The sequence below is a fragment of the Mycetocola sp. TRD_SC_2 genome (assembly GCF_055361225.1).
This window is the reverse complement of sequence record NZ_CM143954.1, coordinates 1,311,460-1,333,936: the sequence shown is the minus strand read 5'-3', so window position 1 is coordinate 1,333,936 and position 22,477 is coordinate 1,311,460. Positions and strand designations below refer to the sequence as shown.

The 22,477-nt window shown below is 64.6% G+C and carries 18 protein-coding genes; 4 read left to right on the top strand and 14 right to left on the bottom strand.

What is annotated here, in order from left to right:
* Nucleotide 1: 1 nt before the first annotated feature.
* The 7 genes from mraY to ACWA1Q_RS06315 form a co-directional block, all read right to left on the bottom strand.
* Nucleotides 2–1,096: a phospho-N-acetylmuramoyl-pentapeptide-transferase gene (mraY, locus tag ACWA1Q_RS06345; RefSeq protein WP_463760429.1), complete on the bottom strand. Its 1,095-nt coding sequence runs from the start codon at nucleotides 1,094–1,096 to the stop codon at nucleotides 2–4.
* Nucleotides 1,090–2,505, bottom strand: coding sequence for a UDP-N-acetylmuramoyl-tripeptide--D-alanyl-D-alanine ligase (locus ACWA1Q_RS06340; protein ID WP_463760427.1), 1,416 nt, complete (start codon nucleotides 2,503–2,505; stop codon nucleotides 1,090–1,092). The genes mraY and ACWA1Q_RS06340 overlap by 7 nt, the downstream gene beginning before the upstream one ends.
* 67 nt (nucleotides 2,506–2,572) lie before the next feature.
* On the bottom strand, nucleotides 2,573–4,327 hold the full coding sequence (locus tag ACWA1Q_RS06335; RefSeq protein WP_463760425.1) for a peptidoglycan D,D-transpeptidase FtsI family protein: 1,755 nt from the start codon (nucleotides 4,325–4,327) through the stop codon (nucleotides 2,573–2,575).
* A 72-nt stretch (nucleotides 4,328–4,399) separates the two neighbouring features.
* Entirely contained in the window at nucleotides 4,400–4,984 is a 585-nt protein-coding gene (gene ftsL, locus ACWA1Q_RS06330; protein WP_463760424.1) for a cell division protein FtsL, read from the bottom strand.
* Nucleotides 4,981–5,937 carry a 16S rRNA (cytosine(1402)-N(4))-methyltransferase RsmH gene (rsmH, locus tag ACWA1Q_RS06325; protein ID WP_463760422.1) on the bottom strand — a complete coding sequence of 319 codons (957 nt, stop codon included), beginning with the start codon at nucleotides 5,935–5,937 and terminating at the stop codon, nucleotides 4,981–4,983. Before rsmH ends, ftsL begins: the two co-directional genes overlap by 4 nt.
* Before the next feature lie 103 nt (nucleotides 5,938–6,040).
* Entirely contained in the window at nucleotides 6,041–6,472 is a 432-nt protein-coding gene (mraZ, locus tag ACWA1Q_RS06320) for a division/cell wall cluster transcriptional repressor MraZ (RefSeq protein ID WP_121672118.1), read from the bottom strand.
* Nucleotides 6,473–6,755: 283 nt separating this feature from the next.
* Nucleotides 6,756–7,142: a DUF3040 domain-containing protein gene (locus ACWA1Q_RS06315; RefSeq protein WP_463760421.1), complete on the bottom strand. Its 387-nt coding sequence runs from the start codon at nucleotides 7,140–7,142 to the stop codon at nucleotides 6,756–6,758.
* A gap of 78 nt (nucleotides 7,143–7,220) precedes the next feature.
* Here ACWA1Q_RS06315 and ACWA1Q_RS06310 point away from each other — a divergent pair, with 78 nt between their 5' ends.
* Nucleotides 7,221–8,315 (top strand): polyprenyl synthetase family protein, encoded by a 1,095-nt coding sequence (locus ACWA1Q_RS06310; RefSeq protein WP_463760419.1) that lies wholly within the window; start codon nucleotides 7,221–7,223, stop codon nucleotides 8,313–8,315.
* Nucleotides 8,316–8,336: 21 nt separating this feature from the next.
* Here ACWA1Q_RS06310 and ACWA1Q_RS06305 read toward each other — a convergent pair whose 3' ends face one another.
* Nucleotides 8,337–8,681 carry an Rv2175c family DNA-binding protein gene (locus ACWA1Q_RS06305; RefSeq protein WP_463760417.1) on the bottom strand — a complete coding sequence of 115 codons (345 nt, stop codon included), beginning with the start codon at nucleotides 8,679–8,681 and terminating at the stop codon, nucleotides 8,337–8,339.
* Nucleotides 8,682–8,833: 152 nt separating this feature from the next.
* Between ACWA1Q_RS06305 and ACWA1Q_RS06300 the strand changes: the two genes are divergently transcribed.
* Together ACWA1Q_RS06300 and pknB are read left to right on the top strand one after the other, a co-directional pair.
* A complete protein-coding gene (locus ACWA1Q_RS06300; protein WP_463760416.1) occupies nucleotides 8,834–9,874 on the top strand; it encodes a LysM peptidoglycan-binding domain-containing protein in 1,041 nt (346 codons plus the stop codon).
* A gap of 124 nt (nucleotides 9,875–9,998) precedes the next feature.
* Complete coding sequence (gene pknB / locus ACWA1Q_RS06295) at nucleotides 9,999–11,936, top strand: Stk1 family PASTA domain-containing Ser/Thr kinase (protein WP_463760414.1); 1,938 nt, start codon at nucleotides 9,999–10,001, stop codon at nucleotides 11,934–11,936.
* Between the two features lie 67 nt (nucleotides 11,937–12,003).
* Here pknB and ACWA1Q_RS06290 read toward each other — a convergent pair whose 3' ends face one another.
* The 3 genes from ACWA1Q_RS06290 to ACWA1Q_RS06280 all read right to left on the bottom strand — a co-directional run bounded on the left by ACWA1Q_RS06290 (nucleotide 12,004) and on the right by ACWA1Q_RS06280 (nucleotide 15,107).
* Nucleotides 12,004–13,371, bottom strand: coding sequence for a class II 3-deoxy-7-phosphoheptulonate synthase (locus ACWA1Q_RS06290; protein ID WP_463760412.1), 1,368 nt, complete (start codon nucleotides 13,369–13,371; stop codon nucleotides 12,004–12,006).
* Nucleotides 13,372–13,434: 63 nt separating this feature from the next.
* Nucleotides 13,435–14,124, bottom strand: a complete 690-nt coding sequence (locus tag ACWA1Q_RS06285; RefSeq protein ID WP_463760410.1) for a lysophospholipid acyltransferase family protein — start codon at nucleotides 14,122–14,124, stop codon at nucleotides 13,435–13,437.
* 17 nt (nucleotides 14,125–14,141) lie between these two features.
* Nucleotides 14,142–15,107, bottom strand: coding sequence for an ROK family glucokinase (locus tag ACWA1Q_RS06280; RefSeq protein WP_463760409.1), 966 nt, complete (start codon nucleotides 15,105–15,107; stop codon nucleotides 14,142–14,144).
* Between the two features lie 173 nt (nucleotides 15,108–15,280).
* Between ACWA1Q_RS06280 and ACWA1Q_RS06275 the strand changes: the two genes are divergently transcribed.
* The gene (locus tag ACWA1Q_RS06275; RefSeq protein ID WP_463760408.1) at nucleotides 15,281–17,107 is read left to right on the top strand and encodes an AMP-dependent synthetase/ligase; all 1,827 of its coding nucleotides are present in this window, start codon (nucleotides 15,281–15,283) and stop codon (nucleotides 17,105–17,107) included.
* Between the two features lie 66 nt (nucleotides 17,108–17,173).
* On the opposite strand, the gene def is transcribed toward ACWA1Q_RS06275, so the two are convergent.
* From def to ACWA1Q_RS06260, 3 genes are read right to left on the bottom strand one after another with little or no spacing between them, the layout of a single operon-like run.
* Nucleotides 17,174–17,665, bottom strand: coding sequence for a peptide deformylase (gene def / locus ACWA1Q_RS06270; RefSeq protein ID WP_463760406.1), 492 nt, complete (start codon nucleotides 17,663–17,665; stop codon nucleotides 17,174–17,176).
* 16 nt (nucleotides 17,666–17,681) lie between these two features.
* A complete protein-coding gene (locus tag ACWA1Q_RS06265) occupies nucleotides 17,682–18,944 on the bottom strand; it encodes a MinD/ParA family ATP-binding protein (protein WP_463760405.1) in 1,263 nt (420 codons plus the stop codon).
* A 57-nt stretch (nucleotides 18,945–19,001) separates the two neighbouring features.
* Nucleotides 19,002–22,409, bottom strand: coding sequence for a pyruvate carboxylase (locus tag ACWA1Q_RS06260; protein ID WP_463760404.1), 3,408 nt, complete (start codon nucleotides 22,407–22,409; stop codon nucleotides 19,002–19,004).
* Nucleotides 22,410–22,477 lie beyond the last annotated feature (68 nt).

Genomic DNA, 22,477 nt, shown 5'->3' with positions numbered 1-22,477 from the left:
GTTATCTCAGAATCCACTCGAGGTAGAAGGTTCCGACGCCGGCGGCGACGAGCAACCCGCCGACGATCCAGAATCGGACGACGACGGTCACTTCGGCCCAGCCCTTGAGCTCGAAGTGATGGTGAATCGGGCTCATCCGGAAGATCCGCTTGCCACCGGTGATCTTGAAGTACCCGCGCTGCACGATGACGGAGCCGGTTTCGATGACGAAGAGACCGCCGATGAGGACGAGAAGCAGTTCCGTGCGGGTGAGGATGGCGAGAGCGGCGATGGCTCCACCGAGGGCGAGGGATCCGGTGTCGCCGAGGAAGATCGACGCCGGGGACGTGTTCCACCACAGGAATCCGATGAGTGCACCACAGATGGCCGCGGCGACAATGGCCAGCGCCAGCGGATCGCGGACCTCGTAGCACTTGTATGCAACGTCGTCGGCGAGGCCGATAGCGGCGCAGGACTGGTTGTACTGCCAGAAGCCGATGATCACGTAGGAGCCGATCGCGAGGATCGAGGCTCCCGTGGCGAGCCCGTCGAGCCCGTCGGTCACGTTGACACCGTTGGAAGCCGCCGTGACGATGAAGCTCGTCCACAGCAGATACAGGGTCACTCCGATGACCGGCCCGAGGATCATCAGGTCGATGGGCAGGTCGCGCGTAAGCGAAATCGCCGTGGAAGCTGGGGTGACGCCCTCGGCGGTCGGGAAGTTGATGGCGAGGATACCGAACGTCACGGCCACGAGGACCTGTCCGAAGATCTTGGCCCAGCCCCCGAGACCGAGGCTCCGCTGTTTGCGGGTCTTCGTGAAGTCGTCGATGAACCCGACGACGCCGAGTCCGACCATCATGAACAGCACGAGAAGCGCCGAGACGCTGATCGTGTCGCCGGTGATGAGCATGGCGGTGAAGAAGCCGAACAGGGTCGCCGCGATGATGACGAGCCCACCCATCGTCGCGGTTCCACGCTTGGCGTGGTGCGACTTGGGACCGTCATCGCGGATGAACTGGCCCCACTCAAGTTTCTTGAACAGTTTGACGAACACCGGCGTCAGGAACAGCGAGAACGCCATCGCCAGGGCGCCTGCCGTGAGTAGTGCTACCACGAGAAGAGGTCTCCTAACCGGTCGCCCAGGAATCTCAGCTGGGCAGAGTTGGAGGATTTCACGAGTACCGTGTCCCCCGGGATAATTTCTGCAGCGAGGTAGTCGTAGGCCGCGTCCATATCGTCAAAGTACACGCTCTCGCCATCCCACGAGCCCTCATTGATCGCGCTGATGTGGAGGCGGCGGGCCTCGGGCCCGACGACGACGAGGCGGGAGATGTTGAGCCGGACGAGCTGCAGACCGATGCGGTCGTGCTCCTCACCGGAGTATTCACCGAGCTCGCTCATGGCACCGAGAACCGCGATCGTGCGCTTGCCGGGTTCGGATATCTGCGCGAGCGTCTTGATGGCCGCTGACATGGAGTCCGGGCTCGCGTTATAGGCATCGTTGATGATCGTGACGTCGTCACGACCGCCGAGAACTTCCATCCGCCAGCGCTCAGCCCGAGCCAGCGTTTCGAGCGCAGCGGCAGAGCGTGCCAGAGGTACGCCAAGCGTGAACGCAACGGCGATCGCGGCAAGGGCGTTCGAGACGTGATGTTCACCGAGAACGCGAAGACGGACCGTGGCCGGTTCTTCGCCCGGCGCATGCACCGAGAAACTCGTCCCGGTGCGTGTTCCGGCGATGTCAGTCGCCCGGATGTCGGCGTCGGTTTCGGAGCCAAAGCGGAACACCCGGGCGCGGGTCTTGTCTGCCATCGACGCGACCCGTGAGTCGTCGGAGTTGAGGACGGCAACGCCCGTTTCGGGCAGGTCTGTGACCATCTCGGTCTTGGCCGCAAGGGTCGACTCGATTCCCCCGAAGCCTCCGGCGTGTGCGAGACCGACCTTGAGGACGACACCGATGTCGGGCCTGGCCAGAGCAACGAGCCTGGCGATGTCTCCAATTCCGCTGGCCCCCATCTCGACGATGAGGTAGCGGGTGGATTCGGTGACGCGAAGCATGGTCGTCGGGGCGCCGACGGCATTGTTGAACGAACGAATCGGGGCGACGGTCTCTCCTTCACCGGAGAGAATCCGCTCGAGCATGTTCTTGGTGGTGGTCTTGCCGTTGGAGCCGGTGATTCCGATGACCGTCAGTTCGCCCAGCGAACGCACCCGTTCGACCACGAACCGGGCGAGCTCGCCGAGCGCCGCGACGGCATCCGTCACGATGATCTGGGCGATCGCGTTGTCGACGGGATGTTCGACGATGGCGAGTATTGCGCCGTTCTCGAGGGCCGCACCGACGAACAGGTGACCGTCAGTATCGTCGCCCCGCTTCGCAACGAAGATGCCACCGGTCACGACCTCGCGGGAGTCGGTCTCAACCGCGCCGTCAACGACGGTGTCTCCCGAGGCGTCGGTGGTTCCCGGGTGGAGGGTTCCCGAGAGCCGGTCGGCGATCTCGGACAGCGTCAAACGAATCATAAAAGGTGTGTCTTTCCGGCACCACGGGGTGCCGCCTGCGCGAGGGAAAGTGTTCTCGCACACATGGTTAATAAGTTAGGGGGTAGTCCGCGCCTGGGGTGGTCGACGGCGGGATTCCGTACTTCTTGATCACCTGGAGGACGGCCTCCTTGAAGACCGGCGCCGCCGCAGCTGACGACCGCTTGTACCGCGGGTCCTTCAGGGTGACGGTGACCACGTACTCGGGGTCATCAGCTGGAAACGCGCCTGCCATCGATGAATAGAACGTATCTTGAAGCTTACCGTCGATGATCTGCTCGCCCGTTCCGGACTTCGCCGCGACGCGATATCCGGGGATCTCAAGCGACTCCGACCAGGAGCCGTCGGTGACGACCATCTCCATCATTCCGAGCGTCTCGAGCGCGGCTTTCTCCGACACAATGCGCTCCGGCTTCGCCTTCTCGGGCACACCGGTCACTGTACCGTCGGGGTAGCTGCAGCCTTCGATCAGCTGCAGCGGAAGCTTCTCTCCCATATTGGCAAGTGCCTGGTATGCACCGGCGAGTTCGATACCGGTGACATCTACACCCTGACCGAACATGGTCGTGTAGTAGGTCTGGTTGTCCCACTCCTGCCACGGGTGGAGGACACCTTTCTGTTCTCCGGGGAACTTGATGCCGCTTGCATGACCGAAACCAAAGGCATCGAGGTAGTTGTAGCGTTTCTCAGCGCTGAGCTTCTCGCCAAGCTGGCTCGTGCCCGTGTTCGACGACGTCTGAAGCACGCCGGCGAGGGTCAGCTGCTGCCGTTTGTGGGGCAGGGCGTCCTTGATCCTCGCGCCGTTCTTGGGCTCGTACCAGTAATCGGCTATCACCTGCGACGCCGGGGTCGCGAGTCCAGCGTCGATGAGGGAGGCCGCGGTGAGCGGCTTGAAGACGGAGCCTGGCTCGAAGCGGTTCTGGAACACGCGCGACCGTCGCTCTTCGGAAGCTGTCGCTGAGACGTTGTTGGGGTCGAGGGAGGGGGCCTCGGCGATCGCCCGGATCTTGCCAGTCTTCGCCTCAGTGACGACGATGGTGCCCCACGCTGCCTCTTGGGCCGTCACCTGGGAAGCAACGAGTTGCTGCATGTACCAGTTGAGGTCGCTGTCAAGGGTCAGTTTCAGTTCACCGCCTGGCTCGGGCTCTTGAGTGATGATCGTCGTGCCGGGGAGCGCAACGTTGTCCTTCGAGCGCTGGAATGCCTGCGTTCCGTTCTGTCCGGTGAGGCAGGAATCCTGCGCGAGTTCAAGGCCACCGAGACCCACGTTGTCGCTGCCGACGAACCCGAGGACGCCACCGGCGACGGCACCATTGGGATAGGTTCGCCCGGAGGTCTGCTGGGTGTAGATCCACCAGGTGCCGCTCTTCTTCAGCTCCATAAGCGCCTGGTACGTGTCGTAGCCGACTCCGCGGGTCAGGTACGCGAAGTTCGCCGAAGCATTCTTGTCGAGCGCGTCCGCGACGATCCCCTGCACGTCTTCAGCTTTTTGCCCGGTGACAGCCGCGACCTCGGCGAGAGCGTCGGCCGCCGAAATCGTCACCGTGTTGCCATCCTCGTCGATGCGGTCGATGTCGTCGACGTCGACCGGCGAGATGGTGACATCGAACAGGGTCACGCTTCCCGCGAGCAAAGTGCCATTGGTGTCGACGATGTTCCCGCGGGGCGCATACAGGGTCCCTGCGCCCGACGTCTTTTCGAGTGAGGCAGCGACGAGCTGGTCCGCGCGAACAACCTGGAGGTCGACAAGCCGGACGACGAACGCACCGACGACAACAACGACACAGAGAATTGCGACCGTCACTCGTCGTCGGGTTGAGAGTGAGTGTTTGACCACGCGTCGTCCTTTGAACCGTGGCATCCCTACCTCCGGCGCCTAGTGGGTCTGCGGCGCGGGGATGCCATTTTCCAACGATACGGGCGCGACCGTCGCGTCTGCGTCTGCCACGCCTGCGGCAATCGGATCCACCGTTGCGCCGGGTACCGTGACGAGGGGCACACCGTCGAGGAGGGAGTTCCCGACGAGCGTTGACGGGCCGACGGGGATCTCGGTCTCGGTTGTCGCTGCGGCGGGTACGCCGACGATGGCGCCGTCAGACAGGCGGAGGTAGGCGGGTGTGCCGTTGATGACCATGCCGAGCGCCTGCGCGTTCGCGGCGATGAATTGCGGTGACGACACATTCAGCAGCTCGTCCGAGACCGACTGCTGCTGCCAGCCGAGCGTGGTCTGCTGCTGCTGCAGCGCTGCCATCTCATAGGCGCCCTGGCTGAGCCCGACGCTGAGGAGCAGTTGGGCGACGACCATGGCGAGGACTCCCCCGACGGCGACGACCGCGTAGGCGAGCTTGGGCCTGCCCCGCCGGCCGATGGCATCGGGAACGGCGCGAACCGGGCGGGGTGCGTGCTCGGTGGGCGTCGGCGCAAAGGCACGGCGCGGGAGACTGACGGCGGTGGCGCTCATTGGTTCCTCAACTTCAGTCGTTCAGCCGCGCGCAACCGGACGGGTGTCGCACGCGGGTTCTCTGCCTTCTCGGCGTCTGTGGCAAGTTCGGCTCCCTTGACGAGGAGTTTGAATCGTGGGGAGTGCTCGGGGAGTTCGACCGGGAGGTCGGCGGGTGACGTGGAGGCGGTCGCCGACTGCAGGTCGCGCTTGACGATGCGGTCTTCGAGCGACTGGTACGACAGGACGACGATGCGTCCGCCAACGTCGAGCGTGTCGAGTGCTGCTGGAATCGCCGCGCGAAGGACCTTCAGCTCGGTGTTGACCTCGATCCGGAGTGCCTGGAAGACACGCTTGGCAGGATGCCCCGCCCGGGACAGCGCGGCTGGCGTCGCTTCCTGAAGCAACTGCACGAGTTGGCCGGATCGAGTGATCGGCGTGACGGTGCGGGCCTCGATGATCTTGCGTGCGTAGCGACCGGCGAGTTTCTCCTCGCCGTAATCCTCGAAGATCCTGCGAAGGTCGCCCTCGCGGTACGTCGCGAGGATGTGTTCGGCGGTCAGGTCGCTCGTTGCATCCATGCGCATGTCGAGGGGCGCGTCCTGGGAGTAGGAGAAGCCACGGTCGACCTGGTCGAGCTGGAAGGACGAAACGCCGAGGTCGAACAGGATGCCGTTCGTGCTTTCAATGCCGAGGCCGTCGAGCGCCTCGCGGATGCCGTCGTAGACGGTGTGGACGGGGTAAAAACGTCCGGCGAAGCGCTTGAGCCGCTCCTCCGCGATAGCGAGTGCGTCGAGGTCACGGTCGAGGCCGACGAGCGTGAGATTTTCGAATCGCTCAAGGAACGCTTCGGCGTGGCCTCCCATACCAAGGGTGGCATCAACGAGGACAGCACCTGGCTTGCTGATCGCGGGGGCGAGCAACTCGATGCATCGTTCGAGAAGTACGGGGGTGTGGATGTTGTTGAGTTCCATGAGATGTCCCGGGAGGCCCCGGATCCTGATCCCCATCCATTCCGACCTGGCACCGGGGAAGTGTGTCAGGGCGCGTGAACGGCTGGGAGTCAGAATCCGGGGACTAGAAGAGTCCGGGGATCACCTCCTCCGCAGTGTCGGAGAAAGCCGCTTCCTGTTCGGCCAGGTAGGCCTCCCAGGCTTCGGTGTCCCAGATTTCGGCGCGGCTTCCCGCTCCGATGACGGTGAGGTCGCGGCCGAGGCCGGCGTAGTTCCTGAGCGCCGCAGGCACCGTGACCCGGTGCTGCTTGTCCGGTGTCTCGGCGCTGGCGCCGGAGAGGAAGACACGCAGGTAGTCGCGAGCCTGCTTGCTCGTGACGGGCGCCTGGCGGATCTTCTCGTGCAGCGATTCGAATTCACGGTTGCTGAAGACGTAGACACAGTGTTCCTGGCCGCGGGTCATGACCACTCCCCCAGCGAGTTCGTCGCGGAACTTCGCGGGCAGGATGATGCGGCCCTTCTCGTCGAGCTTCGGGGCGTAGGTGCCAAGAAACATCGCTACGCCCTCCCTCTCGTTCCGGCCAACTGTGGGTGTTCTCCACTTTACTCCACTTCACACCACAAATCTACGAAATGACGCTTATTGACCGTTTAGACAGGCTTTGTTCCGCGACAGAGCGGGGATCGCGGGGGTGGAGGAAAATGGAGCGATTTGACGCTCACGGGGAGCGATCGCGCGCTCGCCACCGCGCTTAACGTGGGAAGCACCCGAATCCGGGCACAAAAAAAGGCCGACCTTTCGGTCGGCCCTGAAGTGAGGGGTGGAAGTGGAGCATCCCTTAGCGGTCGTCCTGGCGCTTGTCCCAGCGGTCGTTCATGCGGTCCATGAAGGTGGTCGAACCCTTCCGCGGATTACTGGTCGACGCAGAAGCGAAGCCATCTTTGCTTTCCGGTGCATCGGCATCCGCTTTACCGGGAGAGATCGCGACGAGCACGCCGGCGAGCATGACACCGAAACCGATGATCCCGATGATCGGCTGCTGGAGGATGACACCGAGCACGAGGGCAGCAGCGCCCACGATGGTGATAACGCTTCCGAGCGCGACGTTTCGATAGGTGGGGCGGCCCCGCCGGTCTCCGACAGTCGACACGAAGTCGGCATCGTTCCGGTAGAGGTTGCGCTCCATCTCATCGAGAAGCCGTTGCTCCTGTTCAGACAGTGGCATGATGTTCCCCTCCAACTCGGGTGCGACGCAGGTCCATCTCGTCAATTCTAGCCATGGTCAGATGGCTAGGCTAGCGCTGTGAGTGAAACTGCCAACCTGCACGACCTGGTCCAGTCGAGGATCGACAATTTCCTGAGTTCTCGTGAATCCATTCTCGCTCAGGTGGGAGCTGACCTCGAGCCGTTCTCCTCCTTCTCTCGGGAGTTTCTCAGCGGTGGGAAACGCTTCCGGGCAAGCTTCTGCTACTGGGGGTGGAACAGCGTCTCCGAGGCGGGAAACGGCGCGGAAAATTCCCTCGACGCGATGATCTCCCTCGCCGGTGCCCTCGAGATTTTTCACGCCGCCGCTCTCGTGCACGACGACATCATCGACAATTCCGACACCCGGCGCGGAGCACCAGCGGCACACAAGCGTTTCAAGACCCTCCATCTTTCATCCGGATGGGACGGAGACGGTAATGGTTACGGCCGAGCGGCTGCCATTCTGCTCGGTGACCTGCTGCTCGGATGGAGCGATGAGCTCCTCGACGAGGGGCTCGCCGAGGTGGCTCCCGGCGCCAGACGGGCCACACGGGCTGAATTCGTGCGCATGAGAACAGAGGTGACTGCCGGCCAATACCTCGACATCCTCGAGGAGCGCGCGTGGCGGGCCCACCCCGAGGAGGAACAGCTCGACCGCGCCAGGCAGGTACTGATCTTCAAGTCAGCGAAGTACAGCGTCGAGAGCCCTCTCGCGATGGGCGCTCTTCTCGGTGGCGGGACGGAAAAGCAGGTGGCGTCACTGCGCGCGTTCGGGCTGCCGCTCGGTATCGCTTTCCAGTTGCGCGACGACCTGCTTGGCGTCTTCGGCGATGCTGCGGTCACCGGCAAGCCGAGCGGCGACGACCTCCTCGAGGGCAAACGCACCGTGCTTGTCGCGCTCACCCGACCGACGTTGCCGAAGGCGGCTCGCCGGATCTTCGATGAGCTGCTCGGCGACCCTACGCTCGACGCAGAACAAATCGCATCGCTGCAGGCAACCATCCGGGACTCGGGCGCCGTCGATGAGGTGGAGGCCATGATCGCCGACAACCTCGGTCTGGCGAACGAAGCCCTCGATGGGGCCGCGCTCAGCGATGCGGCGACGAGTGGCCTGCGGTCCCTCGCTGATGCGGTGGTCCGGCGCAACTACTGAGCCCGACCGAGCTCCGCCGAATCAGGCGAGAGCCTGCGCGACACGGCGAACCTCGGCCTTACGGCCAGCCCGCAGTGCGTCGATGGGAGCAGCTCCAAGGCTCTCCTCCACCGAGAGCATCCACTCCATCGCCTCGTCATCCGTGAACCGGGCGTCAGCGAGAACGAAAAGAGTCCCCCGAAGCTCACTGAGCGGCTGGTCCTCGTCATTGAGGAAGTCGGCCGGGATGCTGAGGACACCGTCGCGCTTGACTGCGAGAAGCTGGCGCTCTTCGATCAGGCGGCGAATCCTGCTTGGGGTGAGGTCGAGCTTCTCGACGAGGTCGGGAATGGTCAGCCACTGGCGGTCTGCATACAGATCTGTCACACGTACGAGTGTGACAGATCGGACGCCGCCGGTGGACCTCTGGCGTCGTTTCGGGCAGTCATGGCCGAGTTCGACCCGTCTCCCTGATTGACTCTTGTCACAGCGGTGTGCGAATCTTGGGGGCGATTGACACACGAATGGGGGCCATTTTCATGGCGCAGCGAACCGTAACACCGCACCGAGCGGGCGACGCGCGCCAGCGGGCGCGCAATTTCACACTTCCGATCCTGCTCACCGGCTCTCTCGCTGCCAGCATGCAGGCGGTGCCCACGGAGGCATCCGCAGCACCGCACTCCCCCTCTCCCCGCACTAGCGCACCGAGCCCGAAACCGCTCGCAGTTGCACCTGCCGCCGTTCAGGCGGTCGCATCCGCTCCTGCCCGCTACACGGTCGCAGCCGGCGACACCGTGAGCGACATCGCCGCGCGGTACGGTCTCGCGACGGCATCCGTGCTCGCTCTCAACGGGCTGAGCTGGTCGAGCACCATCTTCCCGGGGCAGGTCCTCAGCCTCACCGGCGCGACAGCGACCCCAGCGCCCCCGGTGGCGACCCCAGCGCCGGCTCCGAAAACGAGCCACGTCGTCGTGTCTGGCGACACCGTCAGCGGCATCTCCGCAGACCACGGTGTCGCTGTTTCCGCCATTCTCGCGGCGAACGGGCTCACCGCATCGAGCATCATCTACCCGGGACAATCTCTCAAGATTCCCGGGAGTGCTGCTGTCCCCGCGTCTCCGCCGGCGCCGACCCCGAAACCGACCCCCAAGGCGAGCACGGGCGCCGTCACCCCGCTGAGTGCCGAGATGGCGACGAATGCACGGATCATTGTCGCAACCGGCCGATCCATCGGAGCTAGCGACGAAGCGCTCGTCATCGCCCTCGCAACCGCTGCGCAGGAGTCGAGTCTCCGCAACGTGCAGTTCGGTGACCGTGACTCTCTCGGTCTGTTCCAGCAGCGACCAAGCCAGGGCTGGGGAACGGCCGCGCAGCTGCTCGACCCCGTGCGGGCCACGAAAGCGTTCTTTGGCGGCAAGAACAACCCGAACCCCGGACTCACCGCTGGCCTCTTCGACATTCCGGGCTGGACATCGATGTCGCTCACCGACGCCGCCCAGGCCGTACAGAAGTCCGCCCACCCGGATGCCTATGCCAAGTGGGAGACGTCGGCGCGCGCCTGGCTGAGCCAGCTCGGTTGACCCGAGCCTGTCCGCGCCCGCATCGGCCGATTTCTTCACAATACGGTTACGAATTCGTCGGCATTAGCCGCTGGTCCGGTGTTTTGCCAGCACGTATGGCGTGCGGCTCCATAGACTTCGGATCGTGACAACCAGCCAGCGAATCGACCCTCTCATCGGTCGTCTTATCGACGACCGCTACGAGGTCCGTTCGCGTATCGCCCGCGGCGGTATGGCGACCGTGTACCTGGCCACCGACCAGCGACTGGAACGCCGGGTCGCCATCAAGGTCATGCACGGGCACCTCGCCGACGACAGCAACTTCCGCAATCGGTTCGTTCAGGAGGCTCGCTCGGCTGCTCGACTGGCCGACCCGCATGTGGTGAGCGTTTTCGATCAGGGCCAGGATTCGGATCTCGCGTACCTGGTGATGGAATACCTTCCCGGGATCACCCTGCGCGATCTGCTCCGCGACCACGGCAAACTCACCCCTCGCCAGGTCGTCGACATCATGGACGCGGTGACGAGTGGCCTCGCCGCTGCGCACCGCGCCGGGATCATCCACCGGGATCTCAAACCCGAGAACGTTCTCCTCGCCGACGACGGTCGCATCAAGATCAGCGACTTCGGTCTCGCCCGAGCCGCGAGCGCGAACACGGCGACCGGGCAATCACTGCTCGGCACCATCGCCTACCTCTCCCCCGAACTCGTCACCCGTGGCGTCGCCGACGCCAGAAGCGACATCTACGCGCTCGGCATCATGATGTACGAAATGCTCACGGGTGAGCAGCCGTACAAGGGTGAACAGCCGATGCAGATCGCGTACCAGCACGCGAATGAATCAGTTCCGCGGCCGAGCGTCGTGAACCCTTCCGTTCCCGACCCCCTCGACGACCTCGTTCTCTGGGCGACCGAGCGGTCGCCCGACGAACGCCCAAGCGATGCTCGCGAATTGCTCGAGCGGCTCCGTGAGGTCGAGAAGCAGTTGGGATTCGCCTCGAATGCCACCGTGGCACACAACCCGACGATGCTCATGCCGGCCGCGCCACCGATCAGCGACACCGCAGAATTCACTCAGGCCCTCACCTCAGCGAACATGTCGACCGACCCGGTCGCTCCCGAGGACGCGACGTCCACCCTTCGCGCGACGACCGCGCGCCGACGCAAGAAAGGCTGGTGGATCCTCGCCCTCGTCCTCATGCTCGCCGCGGTCTCGGGCGGAACCGGCTGGTACTTCGGCGCCGGCCCGGGTTCGCAGGTCTCCATGCCCGATCTCATCAATTCGACACCGGAGGAGGCGACGGCGATCCTTCAGGAGATGGGACTTCAGGTCGAGCAGGGCAGCGAACACAGCTTTGATGTGGCGACCGGTCTCGTCTCGAGCACGGACCCGGGACCGGGAAGCCAGGTCGTGCGCGACTCGGCGGTCACCGTGAACGTGTCGCTCGGGCGGGCCCCCGTCACCGTCCCGGCGCTCGCGGGCATGACGCTGGAAGAAACCGAAGCCTTCCTGACCGAGAACCGCCTGACGGTCGGCGCCGTCGATAAACAGTTCAACCGTGACGTGGAACCGGATGTCGTCATCAGCGCCGCCGATCCGGCGAGCGAGAAGGATTTCTCCGCCGGCGGCGAGATCCTGCAGGGCGAGACGATCAACCTCGCGGTGTCCGTCGGCGCCATGCCCAACGGGGTCGGGTTGAGCCCGGATGCCGCACGTGCGGCGTTCGAAGACGTCGGTTTGGTTGTCTCGGACAAGGTCGAGGAACGATTCAGCGATGAGATCGACAAGGGTCTCGTGCTCTCCGTCATCGTCGCCGACGGTGTCATCCGCCCGGGCGACGACGTCAGGCTCGTGGTGTCCAAGGGCGTCGATCTCGTTCAGATTCCTGACGTCGTCGGCATGCTCGTCGCCGACGCCATCCAGAAGCTGCAGGACGCCGGGTTCAAAACCACCGTCGACAGCGATCTCGAAGAGCCGTTCTGGGCACCGACCCGTCTGACCGTCGACAGCATCGACCCCGCGGCCGGCGATTCCGCACGACGGGGGTCGACGATCACGGTGACCGCGAACATCCTGAGCTGAGCCGCATCCGGATACAGAAGAGGCGCCGGGAACTGTCGTTCCCGGCGCCTCTGTCGTGTCGCTCGGTTTACTTGCTGAGCTCTTCGGCTACGAGGAACGCCAGTTCGAGCGACTGCATGTGGTTGAGCCGCGGGTCGCACAGCGACTCGTACCGCGTCGAAAGCGCGGCCTCGTCGAGGTGCTCCGAACCGCCCAGGCACTCGGTGACGTCGTCACCGGTGAGCTCAACGTGGATGCCGCCCGGGTGCGTCCCAGCGGCCCGGTGAGCCTCGAAGAAACCCTTCACTTCGTCGACGACGTCGTCGAAGCGGCGGGTCTTGTAACCGTTCGGCGTCGTGATTCCGTTGCCGTGCATCGGGTCGGTGACCCACAGCGGGTTCGCGTCGGTCGCCTTGATTGCCTCGAGAAGCGGAGGCAATGCATCCCGGATTTTTCCTGCACCCATCCGGGTGATGAAGGTGAGTCGGCCCGGTTCGCGCTCAGGGTCGAGCTTTTCGATGAGTTCCTGCATCGCCTGGGGCGTGGTCGACGGCCCGAGCTTCACACCGATCGGATTGCGGACACGCGACAGGAAGTCGACGTGGGCGCCGTCGAGGTCGCGTGTGCGCTCCCCGATCCAGATGAAGTGGGATGACGTGTTGTACGGCGTTCCCGTGCGCGAGTCGATGCGCGTCATCGGCCGCTCGTAATCCATCAGCAGGCCCTCGTGAGCGGTGTAGAACTCAACGCGCTTGAGCTCGTCGAAGTCAGCCCCCGCAGCCTCCATGAAGCGGATGGCCTTGTCGATCTGGCTCGCGAGCTGTTCGTACCTGTGGTTGGCCGGGTTCGAGGCGAAACCACGGTTCCAGCTGTGCACCTGGCGCAGGTCGGCGAAACCGCCCTGCGTGAACGCGCGAATCAGGTTGAGCGTCGACGCTGCCGTGTGGTAGCCCTGCACCAGACGGTTCGGGTCCGCGCGGCGCGACTCAGGGGTGAAGTCGTACCCGTTGACGATGTCGCCGCGGTACGCGGGCAGCGTGACATCGCCACGCGTTTCGGTGTCGCTCGAGCGGGGCTTCGCGAACTGACCGGCCATGCGGCCCATCTTGATCACCGGCATCGATGCACCGTAGGTGAGGACGACGGCCATCTGGAGGATGGTTTTCACTCGGTTACGGATCTGGTCAGCCGTTGCTCCCGCGAAGGTTTCGGCACAGTCGCCGCCCTGCAGAAGGAAGGCGTCGCCGCTCGCGGCCCGCGCGAGACGTTCGCGGAGAATATCGACTTCACCGGCGAAAACGAGGGGAGGAAAAGAAGCGATCTGAGCGGATGCGCGACCGACGGCATCCGGGTCCGGCCATTCCGGCTGCTGCTTGATCGGCAGTTCACGCCAATAGTCCAGACCGGCAATCACAGAGTCATCTGCCAATACCACCGGATCAGTTGGATCTACCACGGAACGTTCCTGTTTCTCTCAGAAGGGGGGAAGTGAGCACCACAACGGGCCCAATTTCCAACCCTACCGCGAAAGACTTGGTGCCTTTTCCTTCACGCTCGTGGCGTACACGTCGACGTATTCCTGCTTGCTCAGTCGCTGCATCTCATACATCAGCTCATCGGTGATCGAGCGGAGGATGAATCGGTCGCCCTCCATACCCTCGAACCGGCTGAAGTCGAGGGGTTCACCGATGATGATCCCGATCCTCCGAAGTCGAGGAAGAGTGGTGCCGATCGGCATCATCTTCTCGGTGTCGACCATCGCGATGGGAATGATCGGCACCCCGGCTTCAAGCACCATGCGAGCCACGCCGGTTCGGCCACGGTACATCTTGCCGTCCGGGCTGCGAGTTCCCTCCGGGTAGATGCCGAGAAGGTCGCCCCCGCCGAGAATGCGGAGGCCCGTGTTGAGCGAAGCTTCTGACGCTTTGCCGCCGGAGCGGTCGATCGGGAGCTGGCCCGTTGCCTTCATGAACGTTCGGGTGGCCCAGCCCTTGAGCCCCTTGCCCGTGAAGTACTCGCTCTTCGCGAGGAAAGAGATTCGGCGGTCGAGGTAGAGCGGAAGGAATACCGAGTCGATGACAGACAAATGGTTGGAGGCGAGGATCGCACCGCCGGTCTTGGGGATGTTGTCCTGGCCGATCACCCACGGGCGGAAGAGCGTCTTGAACAGCGGTCCCGCCACCAGGTACTTCATGAACCAATAGAACATCGTCGTTCCAGTATCCCCTACAGCTGTCTCGCCGGGGCGGTCCGACGTGCGGAGACCCGGGCGAGGTCTGCGGCGCCGACGACGCCGGCGTCATTCACCAGTTCGGCGATGCGAAACTCGGGCTCGGGGTGGTAGCCCCGCGCCGGAAGGTGCTCAAGGTAGGCATGCCGGATCGGCTCGAGCAGAAGCTCGCCAACCTGGGCCACTCCCCCGCCGAAAACGAAAAGCTGGGGGTCGAGGATCGCCCCGAGCGTTGCGCAGCCCTGACCGAGCCAGTTGCCAAGCTGACGCAGTGCGGCGAGGGCACCCCCGTCGCCTTCAGCAATCAGATCGGCGACGTCGTGCCCGGTGAGAACCCCGGAGAGGTTCCTGCGCTCGGCGAGGGCCTGGCCGATGCCTCCGGCGTCGGCGAATTCGTTGGCCATGCGGAGCAGCGCCCGCCCGGACCCGTATTGCTCGAGACACCCGTGCTGGCCGCAGCCGCACGGCAGTCCATCGGGGATGAGCCGCAGGTGACCAAGTTCGGCCCCTGCGCCGAACCCGCCGCGGAAGAGCTTGTCGCCAGTGACGAATGCCCCACCGACTCCTGTACCGATCGTCAGCATGACCATGTCGCTCACCAGCCGACCGGCTCCGAATCGGAACTCGGCCCACCCGGCCGCGTTGGCGTCGTTCTCGATGATGATCGGCAGGTCGATGCGCGCGGCGAGACGGCTCTGGAACGGTTCGTTCCGCCAGTTGATGTTGGGGGCGTAGTAGACGGTCGACTGGGCGGCGTCGATGAATCCTGCCGCTGCCACCCCAACACCCTCGACGTCACGACCGGATGCGAGGCCGTCGACCATCTCGACGACGGCGTCCTCGATCAGTTGGGTCGGACCTGTGGGAGTCGGGATGCGTGCTTCAGCGACGACAAGTCCGTCGTCGTCAACCAGCGCTCCGGCGATCTTCGTTCCACCGATGTCGATACCAATGGCGTGCACGCGGAAAAGACCTCCAAAGTGGGGGGTGGACTGCCGAAAGCCACAACAACGTCCCTCGCGGCCCGGATCAGTTTAGTGATCCGGGCCAACTCCCGCCACGAGAACAGGGGTCAGCGGTCGGCTGCCCCCTAGAGTAGACGTACCTTGCCCCTACAGGTACCAAAGGAGCTACCTTGGAACAGTTTGAAGTCCCCTCCCTCGTCCCGGCCGACCCGAACGCCAACACCACCGACCTTCTCGTCGAGCGTGTGAAGCTCACTCCCAACGCGCCCCTGTTCGCCCTCCCCCGCGGAGGCTCGTGGCAAGACGTTTCGGCCGCAGAGTTCCACCGTCAGGTCGTCGCTCTCGCCAAGGGCCTCGTCGCAGCAGGAATCGAACCGGGCGACAAAATCGGCCTCATGGCCAAGACCAGCTACGAATGGTCCCTCATCGACTTCGCCACCTGGTTCGCCGGTGCTGTCCTCGTTCCCATCTACGAGACCAGCTCCCCGAGCCAGGTCCAATGGAACATGAGTGATTCCGGCGCCGTTGCCGCAATCCTCGAATCCGCCGACCATTTCGCGCGATTTGATGAGATCCACCCGGAGCTGCCCCTCGTTCGCAACGTATGGCAGATCAACCTCGGTGATCTCGACAAGCTCGCCGCGAGCGGAACAGACGTTCCCGACGAAGAGATCGAGCGCCGCCGCCAGCTCGCGGTCGGCTCAGACATCGCCACGCTCATCTACACGTCCGGATCCACCGGGAAGCCGAAGGGCTGTGTCCTCACCCACTCGAACTTCGTCGAGCTGTCCCGGAACTCCGCCGTCGCTCTCCGTGAGGTTGTCGCCGCCCCGAACGGAGCATCCACTCTCCTCTTCATCACCCTCGCACACGTCTTCGCCCGGTTCATCTCGGTGCTCAACGTTCACGCGGGCGTGAAAACGGGGCACCAGCCGGACACCAAGCAGCTGCTGCCGTCGCTCGGATCCTTCAAGCCGACGTATCTCCTCGCCGTACCGCGCGTCTTCGAGAAGGTCTACAACTCGGCAGAGCAGAAGGCCGAAGCGGGCGGCAAGGGAAAGATCTTCCGCCGCGCAGCGGATCTCGCCGTCGCCCACTCGATCGCGAAGCAGAAGGGCGACTCGATTCCGATCGGCCTGAAGCTGCAGTTCAAGCTCTTCGACAAGCTCGTCTACAGCAAGCTCCGCACCGCGATGGGCGGCCACGTCGAGTACGCGGTCTCCGGTTCAGCGCCGCTCGGGCCGCGACTCGGGCACTTCTTCCACAGCCTCGGTATCGAGATCCTCGAGGGCTATGGCCTCACCGAGACCACGGCACCCGCATCGGTCGGCCGCCCGGGTAAGACCCCGATCGGGACGGTCGGACCGGCAATGCCCGGTGTTGCCATCCGCACACTCGATGACGGTGAGATCGAAGTCAAGGGCATCAACGTCTTCAAGGAGTACTGGAAGAACCCCGAAGCAACGGCGGAGGCCTTCAACGACGGCTGGTTCCGCACCGGCGACCTCGGGTCATTCGACAAGGACGGAAACCTCACGATCACGGGCCGCAAGAAGGAGATCATCGTCACGGCGGCAGGCAAGAACGTCGCCCCCGCCAGCCTCGAGGACCCGATCCGGTCGAACCCCGTGGTTGGACAGGTCGTCGTCGTCGGAGACCAGCGCCCGTTCATCTCTGCGCTGATCACCCTGGACTCGGAGATGCTGCCCACGTGGCTCGGCAACAACGGTCAGGATGCGACGCTCAGCCTTGAGCAGGCAGCGAAGAACCCGGCCGTTCTCGAGGAGATCCAGCGGGCGATCGACGCGGCGAACAACAAGGTCTCCCGTGCGGAGTCCATCCGCAAGTTCGTTGTGCTCCCGACGGAGTTCACCGAAGCGAGCGGTCACCTGACGCCGAAGCTCAGCATCAAGCGCCACGTGATCCTCAAGGACTTCGCCACCGATATCGACGCGCTTTACGCAGACGCGCCGACCCAGGGCATCCCCCTCGGCTAGAACTCCACAACGAAGAACGGCCCCGGTCCCTGGACAGGGTTCGGGGCCGTTTTCGCGTGTGAGCGATCAGAACCAGTCGCTCTCGCGGACTTCTTTCATCGCCGCACGGCGATTCTCTTTGTCGAGTCGGTCGAGGTAGAGCAACCCGTCGAGGTGGTCGACCTCGTGCTGCAGCGCCTGGGCGAGCAGCCCGGTCCCGCTGAGTTCGACCGGCTGACCGTCAAGGTCGTTTCCGACGACGCGCACGAACGGGTACCGGGGAGTGGGATACCAGAGCCCGGGCACCGAAAGGCACCCTTCGTCGACCGGCTCCTTCTCGCCCCGGGTTTCGACGATCACCGGGTTGAGGATGTATCCGATGTCGCCGTCGATGTTGTAGCTGAACGCGCGCAGGTTCACCCCGATCTGGCTCGCCGCGACTCCGGCCCGCCCGGGCGGCCGAACACTGTCGAGCAGGTCCTCCACGAGGCCCCGGACGCCGTCGTCGATCGTGTCGATCGGATCGGATGCTGTCTTGAGGACGGGGTCCCCGAAAATACGGATCTGTCGTTCTGTCACTGGGATCTTTCGTGTGTCAGGCTCGTCGCGAGGGCAGACCCTCGACGACGAGTGCGGCGAGGGTTCTCGCGGCATGGCGGGTGACCGGGCGCAGGTCCCGGAAGGAAATGGCGGAGCCAGCCGCGAGCTGCGGATCGTACGGGATCCGCACAATCTCTCTCACCCGGGACTGAAAATGGGTCTCGATCTCATCGAGCCGAACCATGTGCGCGCCGTGCGTTGCGGTGTTCAGCACAACGATGGCCTCTTTCACGAGCTTCTCATAGCCGTTTTGCTCGAGCCAGGTCAGGGTCTCGGATGCCAGCCGGGCTTCGTCGACGCTGGCCCCGGACACGATGACGACAGAATCCGCGCGGGCAAGGGTTGCCCGCATGACGGAGTGAACGATCCCGGTTCCGCAGTCGGTGAGAACGAGTGAGTAGTAGCGGGCGGCGAGACCGGCGACCGTGTCGTAGTCGGCCTCGTTGAATGCCTCGGCGAGATGAGGGTCCGTGTCTGACGCAAGCACGTCGAGCCGGGTCTCATCGCGGGCCACGCGCTCGGAAAATTCCGAGTACCCGGTGATGCTGTCGATGTCACGCACGATGTCACGCACGGTGTAGTCGGTGTGCTGCGCAATCCGTTCAGAGAGAGTTCCCCGATCGGGGTTCGCGTCGATCGCGATCACGCGATCGTCCCGGGCATCCGCGAGTGCCATACCGAGAAGCGCCGTGACGGTCGTCTTGCCAACGCCGCCCTTGCGGGTGAGCACGGGCACGAATCTCGCTCCGCCCTCCCAGCGTCGACGGATCCGGGCGTCGAGTTCCTTGCGGGCGACCGCCTGGGCGGAATCGCCGAGGTTCACCCGGGAACGCGTCACGTCGTAGACGAGCTTCTGCCAGCGCCCCTCCGGCGGCACCCGGGTAGCCGGAGTACCGTCGAGAAGTCTCTCGCTCGTGAGTAACGCCGACGACTCGGGAGCACCGGTCTGGTAGCGCGTTGCGCTGACACTCTGCGGTTCATCCGCTCCGGACGGGACAGCAGGAACCTCGACGATCCGGGTTCGCGAATGCTCGGAGTCGAGAGTTTCCGGGTTCACAGGAACATCATCGATGGCGACGGCGAGCTCGTCCTCGGGAATGTCGTGGACGGGCGCCGCCGGGAACTGGACAGAAAGCGTCGCCGGCCTTCCGGACAGGTCGCTGGCGGCGGCATCCACACCGACGTCGTCGAGCCGGGGCGCGACGACGTCGTCACTGGAGTGACGCGGGGTGCCTCGGCCTGGTGTGGTGGAAGCCATGGGCTGCCTCCTTCGTTCGGGTTCGACCCCAAGTTTAGGCACGCAGCCCCACGGCTCCTACTCCCCCGGCTGGACGACGACAAGGAGGTCGCCCGCCTCCACCTGCTGGGTGCCGGGGATGGCGAGCCGCTGAACGCGCCCTGCGACAGCCGTGGTGATCGCGGCTTCCATCTTCATCGCCTCGATGGATGCGACGGCATCACCCGCGGCGACGACGTCACCCTCCTGCACCTTGAGCGTGACGACACCGGAGAACGGCGCGGCAACCTGCCCGGGCTTCGACGTGTCCGCCTTCTCGACGACCTTCGATTCCACGGTGATGCTCTGGTCCCGGATGAACACCGGGCGCAACTGGCCGTTGAGGGTCGTCATGACGGTCCGCATGCCCTTGTCATCGGGTTCACCGATCGCTTCGAGGCCCGCGTACAGCCGCACGCCCTTCGCGATCTCGATGACGTGCTCTTCGCCGGGCTCGAGTCCGTACAGGTAGTCGATGGTGTCGACAACGGAGAGGTCGCCGTAGGTCTCGCGCACCGTCTCGAACTGCTTGGTCGGAGCGGCGAACAGCAGGCGGTTGAGCGTTGCCCGCCGGTCGGTCGAACTGCCGTCGAGGAGCTTCTGGTCATCGTCGCTGAGCGGCGCGACCTCGATGTTGATGTTCCTGCCGGCGAGGACCTTGCTGCGGAAAGGCTCTGGCCAGCCGCCGGGCAGGTCGCCCAGCTCACCGGCCATGAAGCCGACCACCGAGTCAGGCACATCGTACTTGTGCGGGTTCTCGGCGAAGTCTGCCGGATCTGCCTTCACAGCGGCGAGGTACAGGGCGAGATCGCCGACGACCTTCGACGACGGGGTGACCTTCGGGACCCGGCCGAGGATGTTGTTCGCCGCGGCGTACATGTCCTCGATCAGTTCGAAGTGATCGGCGAGGCCAAGGGCGATGGCCTGCTGGCGCAGGTTCGAGAGCTGGCCACCCGGGATCTCGTGGCGGTACACCCGACCGGTCGGCCCGGGCAGGCCGGACTCAAACGGCTTGTAGATGTGCCGAACGGCTTCCCAGTACGGCTCGAGGTCAGTGACGGCCTCGAGCGAGAGCCCGGTGTCGCGTTCGGTGTGCGCGAGTGCTGCGACGAGAGCGGACGCCGATGGCTGGCTGGTGGTCCCTGCCATCGGAGCGCTGGCGACGTCGACCGCGTCAGCGCCTGCCTGGCTCGCAGCGAGCAGAGTTGCCAGCTGGCCGCCTGCCGTGTCGTGCGTGTGCACGTGCACGGGGAGGTCGAACCGGTCGCGGAATGCTGAGACGAGGCGCGCCGCGGCAGCGGGCCGGAGGAGGCCGGCCATGTCCTTGATCGCGAGGATGTGCGCACCGGCCGCGACGATTTCGTCCGCAAGGTTCAGGTAGTAGTCGAGGGTGTAGAGGTCCTCGTTCGGGTCGAGGAGGTCACCGGTGTAGCAGACGGCCACCTCGGCAACCGTCGTCCCGGTCGCGAGTACGGCGTCGATTGCCGGACGCATCTGGTTGACGTCGTTGAGGGCGTCGAAGATGCGGAAGATGTCCACCCCGCTGTCCGCTGCCTCCCGGACGAAGGCATCCGTCACCGCTGTCGGGTACGGCGTGTATCCGACCGTGTTGCGGCCGCGGAGCAGCATCTGGATGTTGATGTTCGGCAGGGCTTCACGCAGGCTCGACAGCCGCTCCCACGGGTCTTCACCGAGGAAGCGGAGGGCGACGTCGTACGTTGCGCCTCCCCAGGCCTCGACCGAGAGAAGTTCGGGCGTCAGTCGTGCCACGTGCGGTGCCGCGGCGAGCAGGTCGCGGGTGCGCACGCGAGTCGCGAGGAGCGACTGGTGTGCGTCGCGGAATGTCGTCTCGGTCACGGCGAGGGCGGTCTGCTCGCGGAGCGAGCGGGCGAACCCCTGCGGTCCGAGTTCGAGCAGCCGCTGGCGCGCACCGGCGGGAGCGGGCTGGCTGAGGTCGATCTCGGGTAGCTTCTCGACCGGGTGGAAGTTGGTCGGCCGTGGGCCGTACGGCTGGTTCACCGTGACGTCGGCGAGCCAGTTCATGATCTTCGTTCCGCGGTCCTTGGAGACGCGGCCCTGGACCAGTTGCGGACGCTCATCGATGAACGACGTGCTGAGATCACCGGCGACGAACGACGGGTCCTCGAGAACAGCCTGCAGGAACGAGATGTTCGTCGAAACGCCGCGGATGCGGAACTCGGCGAGCCCTCGCTTCGCCCGCGCGACGGCGGCGGGGAAGTCACGGCCGCGGCAGGTCATCTTCGCGAGCATGGAGTCGAAGTGCGGGCTGATCTGCGCACCGGGGTTGATCGTTCCACCGTCGAGACGGATGCCGCCACCACCCGGTGAGCGGTACGTCGTGATCTTGCCCGTGTCCGGGCGGAAGTTCTGCGACGGGTCCTCGGTCGTGATCCGGCACTGCAGTGCCGCACCGTGGAGCTTGATCTGATCCTGGGTGAGACGCAGTTCGGCGAGGCTCTCCCCCGCAGCGATGCGGATCTGGGCCTGGACGAGGTCGACGTCTGTGACTTCTTCTGTCACCGTGTGCTCGACCTGGATGCGCGGGTTCATCTCGATGAAGACGTGCTTACCCGCGCGCTCCCCCGCTGTGTCGAGGAGGAACTCGACGGTTCCGGCGTTGACGTAGCCGATCGACCGGGCGAAAGCGATCGCGTCGCGGTAGAGGTTGGCACGCAACTCGTCGCTGATGTTCGGAGCCGGGGCGATCTCGACGACCTTCTGGTTCCGGCGCTGGACCGAGCAGTCCCGCTCGAACAGGTGCACGGTTTCACCGTTGGCATCCGCGAGGATCTGGACCTCGATGTGGCGCGGACGGATCACAGCCTGCTCGAGGAACATGGTCGGGTCACCGAAGGCGCTGTCCGCCTCACGCATGGCTTCTGCGAGGGCTGGAGCGAGCTCCTCCTTGGTGCCGACACGTCGCATCCCTCGTCCGCCGCCGCCGGCGACGGCCTTCGCGAACAGCGGGAAACCGACCTCGTCTGCGCCGGCGAGAAGTTCGTCGATGTCGCGGGATGCCGGGGTGGAGGCGAGGACCGGAACGCCGGCCTCGATCGCGTGAGTCTTGGCGGTGACCTTGTTGCCGGCCATCTTGAGCACGTCGGAGGTCGGACCGATGAAAGTAATGCCGTTCGCGGCGGCCTGTTCGGCAAGGTCCGGGTTCTCGGAGAGGAATCCGTAACCGGGATAGATGGCATCCGATCCGGACTCGAGAGCGACGCGAATGATCTCCGCGACGTCGAGGTAGGCACGCACGGGATGACCGGGTTCGCCGATCTGATAGGCCTCATCGGCCTTCAGCCTGTGCATGGAATTGCGGTCTTCAAAAGGGAAGACGGCAACGGTTTTTGCCCCGAGTTCATAAGCGGCGCGGAACGCGCGGATGGCGATTTCGCCTCGGTTGGCAACGAGAATTTTGTTGAACATGCAGACCTCTCTGGCAGCACAGCGCACAGGGAACAGTTAGGTTCTGCAAGCTTAGTGAAGGTAACGTA

Bases quoted from the DNA above. Each gene is read 5' to 3' on its own strand.
- ACWA1Q_RS06340 (WP_463760427.1), bottom strand. From the start codon at position 2,505: ATGATTCGTTTGACGCTGTCCGAGATCGCCGACCGGCTCTCGGGAACC.
- ftsL (WP_463760424.1), bottom strand. From the start codon at position 4,984: ATGAGCGCCACCGCCGTCAGTCTCCCGCGCCGTGCCTTTGCGCCGACG.
- rsmH (WP_463760422.1), bottom strand. From the start codon at position 5,937: ATGGAACTCAACAACATCCACACCCCCGTACTTCTCGAACGATGCATC.
- mraZ (WP_121672118.1), bottom strand. From the start codon at position 6,472: ATGTTTCTTGGCACCTACGCCCCGAAGCTCGACGAGAAGGGCCGCATC.
- ACWA1Q_RS06315 (WP_463760421.1), bottom strand. From the start codon at position 7,142: ATGCCACTGTCTGAACAGGAGCAACGGCTTCTCGATGAGATGGAGCGC.
- ACWA1Q_RS06300 (WP_463760416.1), top strand. From the start codon at position 8,834: ATGGCGCAGCGAACCGTAACACCGCACCGAGCGGGCGACGCGCGCCAG.
- ACWA1Q_RS06285 (WP_463760410.1), bottom strand. From the start codon at position 14,124: ATGTTCTATTGGTTCATGAAGTACCTGGTGGCGGGACCGCTGTTCAAG.
- ACWA1Q_RS06265 (WP_463760405.1), bottom strand. From the start codon at position 18,944: ATGGCTTCCACCACACCAGGCCGAGGCACCCCGCGTCACTCCAGTGAC.
- ACWA1Q_RS06260 (WP_463760404.1), bottom strand. From the start codon at position 22,409: ATGTTCAACAAAATTCTCGTTGCCAACCGAGGCGAAATCGCCATCCGC.